Source organism: Mariniflexile maritimum, from assembly GCF_009746565.1.
GTDB classification, from domain to species: Bacteria; Bacteroidota; Bacteroidia; order Flavobacteriales; family Flavobacteriaceae; genus Mariniflexile; species Mariniflexile maritimum.
This window is the reverse complement of record NZ_WRPN01000001.1, coordinates 257,429-270,874: the sequence shown is the minus strand read 5'-3', so window position 1 is coordinate 270,874 and position 13,446 is coordinate 257,429. Positions and strand designations below refer to the sequence as shown.

The window sequence follows — 13,446 nt, the reverse complement described above, 5'->3', positions numbered from 1 at the left end:
ATTTATATTGTTAACTAAAAATTCAAAGTTTCAATTAATAAAAGAAATCATTGTTCGCATTAATACATATATTGTTAACTAAGTAAATTAAAATAATTGTCATATACAAATGAAAAATATCGTATTTGTTATAGAATCTTTAAGATGTGGTGGTGCAGAAAAAAGCTTAATTACTTTGTTGCAGAAATTGGACTATAAAAAACATAATGTAGATTTAATATTAACATTCGATAGAGGAGATTTCTATAAATTAATTCCAAAAGAAGTAAACACCTTTTTTTTAGATCTGTTTGAAGATCTGCCATTTTATGAAAAATTTTTAAAAAGAAGCCTTCTATATTATAGAAAAAAAATCAATTTTAATAAAAAGTACCATCCCTCACAGTTGTATTGGAAAATTTACAACAAACCTATTGCGTTTAATAAACATTATGATGTGGCTATTGCTTACAATCAGGGTTTTGCAACTTATTACGTTGCTAATAATATTTTTTCTAAAAAAAAGTATTCATGGTTAAATACGGATTATAAAAAAGCAGGTTATAATATTGATTTTGATATTAATTCATATACCCATTTCAACAAAGTCATTTGTGTATCGGAAGAAAATGAAGCTGTATTTAGAAAGGAGCTTATAAAAACAAACAAAAATATTGATACTCTTGTGATAAAAGACATAACAGATGACTTACTAATAAAAAAATTAAGTAAAGAAAGTAATGGATTAGAAAACATAGAAAATTCGATAAAATTATTAACCGTTGGTAGATTGGCAGAAGCAAAAGGTTATAATCTAGCCATTGAAGCCTGCAGATTATTAATTGATAAAGGTAAAGATGTTATTTGGTATGTAATTGGAGAAGGCCCTAAACGAAAGGAGTTAGAGTTATTAATCGTTAAACATAATTTACAGCATAATTTCAAACTTTTGGGACTTAAAGAGAACCCATATCCGTTCATTAAATCTTGCGATATATATGTTCAAACTTCGTTGTTTGAAGGTTTGGGTTTATCAATTATTGAAGCTGCCATTTTGAATAAACCAATAGTATCAACTAATTTCCCAGCAATTTTTTCCATTATTGAAAATGAAAAAACAGGGTTAATTTGCGATATGAATCCCAACGCTATTGCAACCACAATAGAGAGGTATCTTATTGATACCGAATTAAAGCGAAGAGTTGTTAAAAACTTATCTTTATTAACTAATAATGATAAAGAAGTTACATTGAAAAAAGTTAACGAGCTTCTTGACGCTTAACTTAAATTAATAAACATGAAAATAAAAACCATTACCTGCCATGAAGTTTATAACTATGGTGCTAGTTTGCAGGAATATGCTTTACTGAAATTCCTTGAGGATTTAGGCCATGAAACAGAAACTATACACTACAAGCCATCATATTTAAGTAATCATTTCAAGCTTTTGGAAGTTAATAATGATTTTTTTAGTAAAAACATAGTTTTAAGAATAATATATGTCATATTAAAATTCCCTAAAAGATTAATCAACTTAAAAAGAAAAAAAAGTTTTGATGAGTTTGCAATTAACTATATAAAAAGCACAAAAAAACTATATAAAACAAATGATGAATTAAAGTTAAATGTACCTGAAGCAGATGCTTTTATTTGTGGAAGCGATCAAATTTGGAATTCGTTTTTTGAAAATGGCAGAGATCCTGCTTTTTACTTAGACTTTGTACCCAATGATAAATTAAAAATATCTTATGCTGCAAGTTTTGCAATAGATTCTGTTGAAGATAAATTTAAGGGTTTTGTTAAGGAAAAAGTAGCACGTTTAGATCATGTATCGGTTAGGGAATTATCAGGAAAAAAAATATTAGATGATTTAGGAATAAATCATGTTACACAGGTTCTTGACCCTGTTTTTTTATTGGAACCTGAAAAATGGAATCAGTTAATTACTGTTGATAAGGAAAAAGATAAATATATTTTTATTTATGATTTTGATTCAAATCCACTTATTAAAAAAATGGCTGAAAATTATAAAAGAAAATATGGTTGGAAAATTATAACTGTAAATGAACTTATTAATTATGCTGACAAAAATTACTTTTTAGAAGGTCCAATAAAATTTTTGTCCTTAGTTAAAAATGCAGAATTTGTAATTTCAAATTCCTTTCATGCAGTAGCTTTTTCAATAATATTCAAAAAAGAATTTGTGGTTTTTAATAGACAAGATAAAATTAATACACGAATGAGAGATTTATTGGCTTCTATTGGTCAAAATCAATTATTGATTATGGATGACGACATGGTTAAAAAACATGCTTTATATAAAATAGATTATGATCGTGTGCAAGAATATTTAGAGCCTTTAACTGAAACTTCCATTAAATTTTTAACAAATTCATTGAAGATTTATGATTAAACTACTCTACATCACCAATCAAATTTGCGGTTCTGGAGGTTTAGAGCGCGTACTGTCCATTAAGGCGAGCTATTTGGCTGAAAAATTAAATTATGAGGTTCATATTGCAACGCTAAACCAGGGAACCAGCCCGCTTTTTTACGAGTTTAGCAACAAACTGATATACCACGATATAACAACAAAGGGCGCAAACATCCAATATTTTTTAAGCTATAAAAAAGGCTTAAAAAAAGTGGTTAGTATGGTAAAGCCCGATATCATTTCTGTATGCGACGATGGCCTCAAAGGCTTATTTGTGCCTTGGTTTATCAACAAACCCTGCCCCATGGTTTATGAACGGCATGTTTCAAAAAACATCGAGATTAAAGCCGATACGGTTTCAATCTTTCAAAAAATAAAATTAAAGGTGGTATTTGCCCTGATGAACAAAGGGGCCAAGACCTATAACAAATTTATAGTGCTTACTAATGGCAACCTAAACGAGTGGCCTTTAAGCAATGTGCAGGTCATATCCAACCCTTTATCCTTCTACCCTGCCGAATTTTCCAACCTAGAAAACAAAAAAGTAATTGCGGTAGGCAAGCATTGCCACCAAAAAGGATTCGATCGCTTGTTGCAAAGTTGGCAATGGGTTACCAACAAATGTCCCGACTGGAAACTTGAAATATACGGCACTATCGAAAAAAGCGAAGGCTTATGGGAACTGTCCAGCAAGTTGGGCATCGAGGATCAGGTGGCTTTTTTCCCTCCTGAAAAAAACATTGGCGAAAAATACAAGAGCGCTTCTATTTATGCCATGGCATCACGTTATGAAGGCTTCGGCATGGTGCTTACCGAAGCCATGGCGTATGGCGTACCCTGTGTGTCGTTTGATTGTCCGTATGGGCCTTCCGATATCATTGCCGATGGCGAGGATGGATTTTTGGTGTCCAATGGCGACATCCCAACGTTTAGTGAAAAAATTTGCGAACTGATAAAAAATCAAGAATTAAGAAGAAACATGGGCAAAAAAGCAAGACTAAACGTAAAACGGTACCTACCGGAACACATCGTTCCGCAATGGGATAAATTATTCAAACAATTACTGGCAAACAGTCCCTCTTAAAAACTGCAAGCCCTAATTTTTTTAACAGATGAATGGGAAACATATTGCTAAACAGAGAGGTAGGCGTTCATTCGCGTAATTTGCGGTTAAAGTTATAAAAGCTAAAATAAAGATAATGACAGTGCAAGGTTTTAACGTGCAACCCAATACCAAATCCCTATGAAAATTGTTTTTATTATAGACCAAGTGTATCTTCATGGTGGTATTGAACGTGTGCTATCCATCAAGGCAAATTTTTTAGCCTCCCAACAGGAAAATACCATTCATATCATTACCACCGAACAGCAAAATAAAAAACCTTGCTATAACTTTCATCCCAACATTCAATTTACCGATTTAAACATCAATTATCACAGGACAAAATCCTACTTTCACCCTAAAAACCTATTAAAAGTACCAAATCACATACTAAAGGTCAAAACAGCTTTAAAGCACATAAATCCCGATGTGGTGGTGGTTTGTAGCCATAGTGCAGATACTTATTTCATGCCCTTTGTTTTAAGGCACATGCCTAAAGTTAAGGAATTTCACTATTCAAAATTTATCGAAATTGATAAACGACAGCATGCCTCAGGGATGTTTAAACGCCTCTTTTTTAAATTTGCCGATTTTGTTGAAACGAAATACGACAAACTGGTGGTTTTAAACCCAGATGAAGCCTTGTACTATAAATCCAATAATACCATAACCATTCCCAACCCATTAACGTTTTATCCCGAAACTGTTTCAAAATTAGATAGCAACGTGGTTATTTCAGCAGGTAGAATAGCACCTGTAAAGCGTTACGATTTGTTAATAGATATTTGGGAAATAGTTCACAAAAAAAACAATACGTTGCAATTGCATATTTATGGTGAAGGTGAAGCAAGCTATGTGGCAGGGTTACAGAAAAAAATTGAGGATAAAAAACTAACGGAAACGGTGTTTTTAAAAGGGGCAACAAACCACATACAGAATAAAATGCTTCATTCGTCGCTTTTTGTAATGAGTTCTGATAATGAATGCTTTCCTTTGGTGTTATTGGAAGCACAAGCTTGTGGCTTGCCCATCATTGCTTTTGATTGTCCACATGGGCCCAAAAACATAGTTGATAAAGGTACTGGCATTTTAATTAATATGCATGAGGTTGAAACGTTTGCCGAAGCGATTTTAAAAACCATGTCGAACACGCACGAACGTAAACTATGGGGCACCAATGCACGATTAAACGCTGCTAAGTATAGCATTGAGCCCGTAATGGAAGTTTGGATAAACATGTTTAAAGCACTTAAAACCTGTAAATAATGAAATCATTCTTATACGCCATATACCAAGTACTGCTCCTGCCCCACATCCTACTGTACAAGCGCAGTAAAAATAGGGCATTAATAGACCAAGATTTGGAACGTTGGGCAGAGGCGAAAAAAATAAACAAATCCAAAACCGGATTATTAGTGTATTTCTTAACTCATGCCACAGATTTTAGAACCCTATTTTATTTTAGGTTAAACAATGGTTATAAGCACATATTAAATTTGTATTGTAGAAAAGAGGGTAGTTTTACTATTGATATCACAACAAAAATTAAGGGTGGCATGTTAACGGGGCATCCCTATTGTACCATTTTGAATGCCGATAGCATTGGTGAAAACTTTTATGTAAACCATTTGGTAACTATAGGCGAAATAAACGGTAAAAGGCCCACCATAGGCAATAATGTAAACATATATACTGGGGCCATTGTTATTGGGGGCATTACCATTGGCAACCATTGTAGCATTGGGGCTGGTGCAGTGGTAACCAAAAGCATTCCAGATAATTGTGTGGTGGTTGGCAATCCTGCAAAAATTATTAAAAAGGATGGAAAACGTATTGAAAATTAAAATTGTAGCGCAACATGTTTGATTTTATTCCTGTAAAAGATTATTCGGATGTTTATATGAATTTGTCCTTAGGCATTGTTCTATTGACCATATTCCATTCCTATGTTTTAAATTTATACGATTCTAAAAATCTTTCATTCATAAACGTAACAGGCTATCTATTATTGGTATTTCTAATACTCTATATAGGTACACGTCCCATAGATGGCGTGTTTGGGGATACTGTAAATTACAATAAGGCCTTTGAAAAATACATGCTGGGGGGCGCTATTGATGATAACGAAGCCGATTACGGGTGGCATGTATTTATGAAATTCATGTCGCAATTCATGAATATTCATTGGTTTTTTACAATTTGTGCATTTATTTACATATATCCATTATATAAAATTTCAAAAAACCTGTTTAATCGGTATTGGTATTATGCCTTTTTAATGTTTGTGGTATCCTTTTCTTTTTTCACCTATGGCGTAAACGGGGTTCGGAACGGGGCGGCCCTTTCCATTTTTTTGTGGGGCTTGTGTTACCGCCACAATAAAATAATTATGGGGATATGTTTCTTTATTGCAACACTTTTTCACAAAACCGCCTTACTGCCCATTTTGGCCTATGTAGCCACCTTTTTTTATAATAACCCTAAAGTATATTTCAAGGCGTGGTTGGCATGCATCCCTTTAAGTTTATTGATGGGTGGTATATTCATCATGCTGTTTACAAGTTTAGGGTTTGGTGACGACCGCTTAAATGCCTATTTAACCTCATCAGATGCAGAGGCTTTTGCAAGTACGGGCTTTAGATGGGATTTTTTGTTTCATAGTGCTTTTGCCGTATTTGCTGGCTGGTATTTTATTTATAAAAAGAAGTTTAACGATACGTTTTACTATCAGTTACTAAATACTTATTTAATATGTAACGGGTTCTGGATTTTGGTCATAAAGGCAAATTACTCCAATAGGTTCGCCTATTTATCCTGGTTTATGATGGCCTTGGTAATTGTTTATCCGTTCTTAAAGCAAACATTTTTTAAATACCAATATATCATACTGGGCAACGTCATTTTATTGTATTTTGGGTTCACATATTTTATGTCGTACATTTATTATGCGTATATAAGATAGTATTACTTATTCTAATGAAAAAACTAACCGTATTCACACCAACTTTTAACAGGGCCTTTTGTTTGGGGCAATGCTATAACAGTTTAATAAACCAAACATCCAAAGACTTTAAGTGGCTAATCATTGACGATGGCTCTACTGACAATACCAAAGAGCTGATTTCAACATGGATACATGAAAACAAAATAGAGATTCAATACCAGTATCAAGCAAACCAAGGCATGCACGGGGCACACAATACCGCGTATGAATTAATAGATACCGAACTGAATGTTTGTATCGATTCGGATGATTACATGCCCGATGATGCCGTGGAAACCATTTTAAATCTTTGGGATAATAGGGATAAAAATGAAAATTTGGCTGGTATCATTGGCTTGGACGCATTTAAGGATGGGCGCATTGTAGAAAAAATACCAGAATCCTTTACTTATGCCACCTTATCGGAACTTGAGGTTGAAAACAAGATTAAAGGCGATAAAAAAGTAGTACTGCGCACAGAGGTGGTAAAACAATTTCCCCCATACCCCATCTATCACGGCGAACGCTTGGTACCTCTAGGAACCTTGTACCTAATGATAGACCAAAAGTACAAATACATCTGTTCCAATAAGGTGTTCTGTATTATTGAATATCTGGCAGACGGCTCGTCCAAAAACATTTTAAAACAGTATAAAAAAAGTCCCAACGGATTTTTATACGCCAGAACAATTGAAATGAAACATTCAAAAAGCGTTATTTATACGTTTTCAAGGGCGATGCATTACATATCGTCCTGTTTATTTACTAAAAAATGGATATTCAATGCCCAAAACCCAAAAAAGACCATCACCTTGTTGGCATTGCCATTTGGGGCATTGTGGCATATCTATATTTTATACAAAATTAGAACTTAAAGGTAACTCTTAGAAAGAAAAGAAATGGATGTGAATCTAAAACAAGATACCCGAGAGCTTAGCACAAACGAACCAATAAACCTTATAATGGTAGGTGCCTAAAGCCTAGCGCATAAAGCATAAAACCACTAACAAAACCAATGAAAGTGCTTCAAATAACCAATAGCTTAGCAACAGGGGGTGCGGAAAAGCTCATTTTGGAAACAGTGCCCCTTTGTAACCAGGAGTCTGTAAAAATGGATGTCGCTGTTTTAAATGGTGATGAACAGCCGTTTTTAGAAGCTTTAAGAAAAAGCAAATCGTGTAACGTGTTTTCTTTAAGCAAACAAAGCGTATATAATCCATTATTGATTTTCAAGATCATACCCTATTTAAAAAAATACGAGGTGGTACATGTACACCTATTTCCATCGTTATATTGGGTGGCCATTGCAAAATGGTTTAGTTTTTCAAAAACAAAACTCGTTTATACCGAACACAGTACATCCAATAATAGAAGAAATAACCCCTTGTTTAAGGTTTTTGATAAATGGGTGTATGCCGCATACACCAAAATCATCACGATAGCACCCGAAGTTGACGAGAACCTTAAAAGACATTTGAATTGTGATGGTAACAAGTTTGAGCTCATTCAAAATGGAATCAATTTAGAGACCATTAAAACCGAAACACCTGTGCCCAAATCGAAAATACATCCTAATTTAAAAGAAAATAACAAAATTATAATACAAGTAGCATCTTTCAGATACCCGAAGGACCAAAAAACCGTCATAAGTGCTTTAAAGGAACTTCCCGAAAATGTGGTACTGGTTTTAGTGGGCGATGGCCCATTAAAAATCGAATGTGAAACTTTTGCCAAAGCAATGCAGGTGGAGCATCGGGTTTATTTCTTAGGAATTAGGATGGATGTTATCAAGCTGTTAAAATCTTCCGATGTCATCGTGCTTTCCTCGCATCATGAAGGGCTGTCCTTGGCATCCATCGAGGGGATGGCTTCCGGAAAACCCTTTCTGGCATCCAACGCCCCTGGTTTGGGCGATATAGTAAAAAATGCAGGCATCTTATTCCCTATTGGCGATGCAATTACTCTGGCAACTCAGATCAATAAACTATTGCAGGATACGACCCATTATAATGACATAGTAACACGCTGCATGGAAAGAGCACAACAGTACAGCATCAATCATACAATTACTAAAGAAATTGAGTTATATAAATCCATAATTAAAACATGAAACGTCCATAACCAAATCGCGATACCAAGGGAATGAGTATATGGAAGAACCGTTTGACTGATAAATAAAAATAATTAAACATGAAATATTTAATTCGTTTAGATGATGTTTGCGAAACCATGGGTTGGAACAAATGGCTTAGGATAGAAACCATGTTTGATAGTTATGGCATAAAACCTTTGATTGCGGTCATACCCCATAACGAAGACCCCATGCAAAAAATCGACCCACCAAACCCCAATTACTGGCAATGGTTAAAAAAAGTAGAACTTAAAGGGTGGGAAATTGGGCTTCATGGTTATAATCATGTCTATCAAACCAAAGAAGGAGGTATCAACCCCATTCATAACCGTTCCGAATTTGCAGGAGTCCCTTTGGAGGTGCAAAAAGAAAAAATAAAAAAAGGAATTACAAAATTAAACAGCATGGGGTTCAGCCCCAAAATCTTTGTAGCCCCAAGCCATACCTTCGATAGGAACACCTTGGAAGCGCTAAAAAGCGAAAGCACCATCAGGATCATTTCCGATACCATGGCGCTGAATCCATACAAACAAGATGATTTTGTGTTTATTCCCCAACAGGTTGGAGCTGTTAGAAATATACCGGTGCCCGGTATTTATACGTTCTGTTACCACCCGAACACGATGACTGAAACTGATTTTTTAAATTTAGAGCATTTTTTAAGCAACCACAAACGCAAGTTCATCGCATTTAACCAATTAAAATTAAACAACGTAAAATCGAAATCGCTTATAGATAAGCTACTCGCGTTAAGCTATTTTAAATTTAGGGCGATTTTTAGATAGTTTTAGCTTAATATATTTTTATTGACAATTTTTAACAAAAAAAAGAGGCTTAAATAAGCCTCTTTGTCTATTTTATAAATTAAAAATTATTTCTCATTACAAGTATTATTGCTTTCAATAACCACTGAAGCTGACAAACTTACATTGTTAGCAGTCTTTATACATTTTATATCCAATGGTGTTTTAGATGGATAAGTTGTAATATCATTATTCTTAATTATACTATTTGGTGAGTCACTATAAAATAATATCCCATGCTCTCCAATGTTTGTGTCTATTTTGTTTCCAGTTAAAGTAATATTACTCGCTCCATTTATTTGTACATCACCAAAGTCATTATTTAATAAACGAATAGAATTACCAGACACCAAACTTGGTGGTGCGCCTGTAGTCGAGTTGCTTTTCTCTCCTCTAATCGTATTATTTTCAATTATGAAATTTGATTCTGAGGACTTACTCCATTTGTTATCTAATGACAATGAGAAGTTTGCACCTGATAACATTTGTATAGTGTTATTTGACACAGTGACATTTTCCATAGTATTCATAGATGTTATTCCTCTACTTTTTGCCTTGATTGAATTATTAGAAATTACAGAATTCGAAACACCTTTACTTTCTTCTACTGAACCTGCACCTAAAGAGATACCTACTATTCCTTCTAAATTATTGTCATGAGCTGAAACACCATTTCCAGCAATGCTTAATGCAGTTCCATTAGCTTTTACAGTATTACCATAAACTTCGTTTCTTACAATATCTGTACGATTATGAGTTTCCGCGCTACCAGCTTGAATACCGCCGCCAGTAATAATGTTGTTTCTAATTATAACCCCATTTGCAGTATGATAAGAAACTGAACAGTCTATCATTTCATTGTTTTCAATAATAATGGGTCCATCTCCATGAGACACTAAAAAATCTCCTGCATTTGGGTTTTTTGAAATGTCTTTTACAATTTGTTTATTATTTCTAATTATTACATTTTTTACTGATTGGTAGGGTTTTAATGGTTCTATGTCAATGTTACATGATGGTGCCGCTGCATTGGATTTGGCTGTATTGATACCACCATCAATAAACGTGCAATTTTCAACAACAATGTTGTTGCCATCAGTTATTGTAAAATTAATTCTTCTATTTGCTTCAAAAACACAGTTACTAATTTTAATATTACTAGAAGGAACATATAATGGGTCTGAAGCAAATCGATCACTTTCAATTGCTAATCCATCTTCTGTGGCATTACTCATATAAACATCTTCTATTGTAACATTTACACCAGATTTGATTTTTATAGTATGGCTTGGAGGTAAATTATCCTTTCTATTATATAAATCTCTATCTCCATGTAAATTACCGCCAGAAACAGTTACGTTTTCAACATTTTGAATAATAATTAAAAAAGTAGAGTAATTATCGACAGAAGGATATGTTCTTAAATGAGTATTATCTGTCATGCTCAAATGAAAATTAGATGGCATAATAATATTGTAATTATACATGCCATTTCCATAAAAATAAGCATCCATACGATCAATTTTAAATACTTTTATACCTAATTCTTTTGTCTTTTTTATTGTATTTTGAATAATATTGGTGTTTTGTTTAGCAACTTCCATTGAAACTTCCCCTTCCACAATCCCCCAACGTTTAGGGTCGAAAGTAAAACTGGAGTCTTTTATTTGTGGTTTGGTGCCGGCCATGGTCAACGTACTATTCATCAACTCGCCAGAAATGGTGGTATTGTTTGCAAAATTAAGCGTACCATTAACAATATCGCCGCCTTCATATACGAGGGTAACACCAGCGGGTAAATTAACGGTTTTACCTTGTAAATCCATCACGCAGTTAATAACAACGGTGGCATTGGCCTGTACAGCATCCAATTTAAAATCGCAAGGGGTGCTCACGTTGGGCGCAACCGGGTCGGTATCGGTGTTGCCAGTGGACTCTTCAGGTGTGGTAGGGACCACTTCCGTAGTGGGCTCTACAAATAACTCTTCATTGTTGCACGCCAATAACGACAGCGTTAAAAAAAAGCATAAAAACATGGGTTTGATGATCAGTTTCATAAGTTCTCGATTTGGGATAAAATTCATTATGGGGTTAAAATTAAAATTAATTATACAATTATCGTTTAAGTGATTTCTTTTTTCGATGAAATACTATTCAATTTTCAAAATAAAATCGTTAAAGTGTAGTTTTGTGTCGATAAATTGTTTTTTTTAACGTTAATTAACCCTATATACGCAGATTGAGAGACATTGGATGTTTTAAATTAAAAATTTTTAATTTCGGCAAAAGTAATACAGAAACCAACAGTGGCAATGTAGTTGTTAATAACTATTAATAACTTATAAATGACCTCTTTAGACTTATAACCCAACAACCTCTAACTTCCAACTTTTGCCTTTTGACTTATGACTTCCAACCTCCAACTTCCAACTTCTAACTTTTGCCTTTTGCCTTTTGACTTCTAACCTCTAACTGTCCCCTCGAGGGGACCTTAGGGGTGTCCTCAAAACCCAATAACCTAATAACCCAATAACTTAATAACCATATAACTTAATAACTTCTTATCTCTAACATCTAACCTCTAACATCTAACTTTTGCCTTTTGCCTTTTGCCTTTTGACTTATGCCTTTTAACTTCTAATATCCAAAGTACAAAATGTCCCCTCGAGGGGACTTTAGGGGTGTCTTCAAAACCCAATAACCTAATAACCCAACAACCCAATAACCCAATAACTTTATAAACATATAACTTAATAACATCTAACCTCTAACATCTAACCTCTAACATCTAACCTCTAACATCTAACCTCTAACATCTAACCTCTAACTTTTGCCTTTTGCCTTTTTCCTTTTAACTACTAACCCCCAAACCACAAACCGTCCCCCCGAGGGGACCTTAGGGGTGTCTTCAAACCCCAATAACCCAATAACTTAATAACCATATAACTCCAAACTTCTAACCCCCAAAGTACAAATTGTCCCCTCGAGGGGACCTTAGGGGTGTCCTTAAAACTCAATAACCCAATAACCCAATAACCCAATAACTCAAGAACCCAATAACCCAATAACCCAACAACTTAATAACCATCAAAATAGCAGACGCCAAAACACAGGCCATGACAGGAGCAATAACCAAACGAGCAAATATGAAGGGGAAAAATAAAGTGAAGAAAAACAGAACTAAGGCCGTTTAGGTCCTTTTAATATCATATCTAAAATCTCTTCGTAGGGAAAATCCATATAATCACAAAATTCTTTGATGCTTATATACTGATGAGGTTTTTTTTGATATACGTTCTTCATCGTCCGGATCAACTCCCGGGCGTAGGATTCGCTTTTGCCTAGTACAAAAACGATGTCTTGGGCATAAATAATGTATCGATACATGGAAAATAAGTTTTTAAACGCTGCCTAGCAGCTAGACGGAATAAGAAGGGATTTGTGCTCATAAAACTTGATTTATAGTTTTTTATTTAATTGATCTTTAGTCTTGATTATTGATTCTTATGCTTAGAGCCTACCGACTAATGCCTAAAAATCTTTCGAACAAATTTAATCACAAGTCAAATAGAATTAACAAGATTATACGCAAACTTATTAACAATACGAACCTACATATTAACAATTTATGAAAGAATTAAAACGCTATAAATAGTTACAAAATAATAGCCAAAAAAGTTTTTTATTCCTTCATAATTAAAATCCCTTACCCTATAAAATTCATGAAACTTTAAAAAAGTTTTTACCAAAATAAGGTTGTTAGATAACCCTATAGCCCAATCGTAAATAATAAATCAAACCCCAATAATCCAATAACTTAATAACCCAACAACCCAACAACCCAATAACCATATAAATTCTACTTTTGCCTTTTAACTTCTAACTTTTAACCTCTAACTTTTAACTTTTCATTTTTCACTTTTAATTATTAACTAACCCCATAACCCAATAACTTAATAACCCAATAACTAATAACCATATAACTTCTAACTTTTGCCTTTTGACTATAAACTA

11 protein-coding genes are annotated in these 13,446 nt (G+C 34.0%); 10 read left to right on the top strand and 1 reads right to left on the bottom strand.

What is annotated here, in order from left to right:
* Nucleotides 1-109: 109 nt before the first annotated feature.
* The 9 genes from GQO80_RS01150 to GQO80_RS01110 all read left to right on the top strand — a co-directional run bounded on the left by GQO80_RS01150 (nucleotide 110) and on the right by GQO80_RS01110 (nucleotide 9,414).
* On the top strand, nucleotides 110-1,261 hold the full coding sequence (locus GQO80_RS01150) for a glycosyltransferase (protein ID WP_157206362.1): 1,152 nt from the start codon (nucleotides 110-112) through the stop codon (nucleotides 1,259-1,261).
* A 15-nt stretch (nucleotides 1,262-1,276) separates the two neighbouring features.
* Nucleotides 1,277-2,392, top strand: a complete 1,116-nt coding sequence (locus tag GQO80_RS01145; protein ID WP_157206361.1) for a polysaccharide pyruvyl transferase family protein — start codon at nucleotides 1,277-1,279, stop codon at nucleotides 2,390-2,392.
* A complete protein-coding gene (locus tag GQO80_RS01140) occupies nucleotides 2,385-3,497 on the top strand; it encodes a glycosyltransferase family 4 protein (protein WP_157206360.1) in 1,113 nt (370 codons plus the stop codon). The genes GQO80_RS01145 and GQO80_RS01140 overlap by 8 nt, the downstream gene beginning before the upstream one ends.
* A gap of 159 nt (nucleotides 3,498-3,656) precedes the next feature.
* Nucleotides 3,657-4,781, top strand: a complete 1,125-nt coding sequence (locus GQO80_RS01135) for a glycosyltransferase family 4 protein (RefSeq protein ID WP_157206359.1) — start codon at nucleotides 3,657-3,659, stop codon at nucleotides 4,779-4,781.
* The gene (locus GQO80_RS15730; protein WP_198037705.1) at nucleotides 4,781-5,359 is read left to right on the top strand and encodes a serine acetyltransferase; all 579 of its coding nucleotides are present in this window, start codon (nucleotides 4,781-4,783) and stop codon (nucleotides 5,357-5,359) included. The genes GQO80_RS01135 and GQO80_RS15730 overlap by 1 nt, the downstream gene beginning before the upstream one ends.
* A 14-nt stretch (nucleotides 5,360-5,373) precedes the next feature.
* Nucleotides 5,374-6,477, top strand: coding sequence for an EpsG family protein (locus tag GQO80_RS01125; RefSeq protein WP_157206358.1), 1,104 nt, complete (start codon nucleotides 5,374-5,376; stop codon nucleotides 6,475-6,477).
* A 14-nt stretch (nucleotides 6,478-6,491) separates the two neighbouring features.
* Nucleotides 6,492-7,373: a glycosyltransferase family 2 protein gene (locus GQO80_RS01120; protein ID WP_157206357.1), complete on the top strand. Its 882-nt coding sequence runs from the start codon at nucleotides 6,492-6,494 to the stop codon at nucleotides 7,371-7,373.
* A gap of 140 nt (nucleotides 7,374-7,513) precedes the next feature.
* On the top strand, nucleotides 7,514-8,608 hold the full coding sequence (locus GQO80_RS01115) for a glycosyltransferase (protein ID WP_157206356.1): 1,095 nt from the start codon (nucleotides 7,514-7,516) through the stop codon (nucleotides 8,606-8,608).
* Nucleotides 8,609-8,688: 80 nt separating this feature from the next.
* Nucleotides 8,689-9,414 carry a DUF2334 domain-containing protein gene (locus GQO80_RS01110; RefSeq protein ID WP_157206355.1) on the top strand — a complete coding sequence of 242 codons (726 nt, stop codon included), beginning with the start codon at nucleotides 8,689-8,691 and terminating at the stop codon, nucleotides 9,412-9,414.
* 86 nt (nucleotides 9,415-9,500) lie between these two features.
* Here GQO80_RS01110 and GQO80_RS01105 read toward each other — a convergent pair whose 3' ends face one another.
* Nucleotides 9,501-11,120 carry a right-handed parallel beta-helix repeat-containing protein gene (locus tag GQO80_RS01105; RefSeq protein ID WP_232333092.1) on the bottom strand — a complete coding sequence of 540 codons (1,620 nt, stop codon included), beginning with the start codon at nucleotides 11,118-11,120 and terminating at the stop codon, nucleotides 9,501-9,503.
* Here GQO80_RS01105 and GQO80_RS15830 point away from each other — a divergent pair.
* On the top strand, nucleotides 11,119-11,562 hold the full coding sequence (locus GQO80_RS15830; protein ID WP_232333091.1) for a hypothetical protein: 444 nt from the start codon (nucleotides 11,119-11,121) through the stop codon (nucleotides 11,560-11,562). The two genes, GQO80_RS01105 and GQO80_RS15830, sit on opposite strands and share 2 nt — an antisense overlap.
* The last annotated feature ends 1,884 nt before the right edge of the window (nucleotides 11,563-13,446 follow it).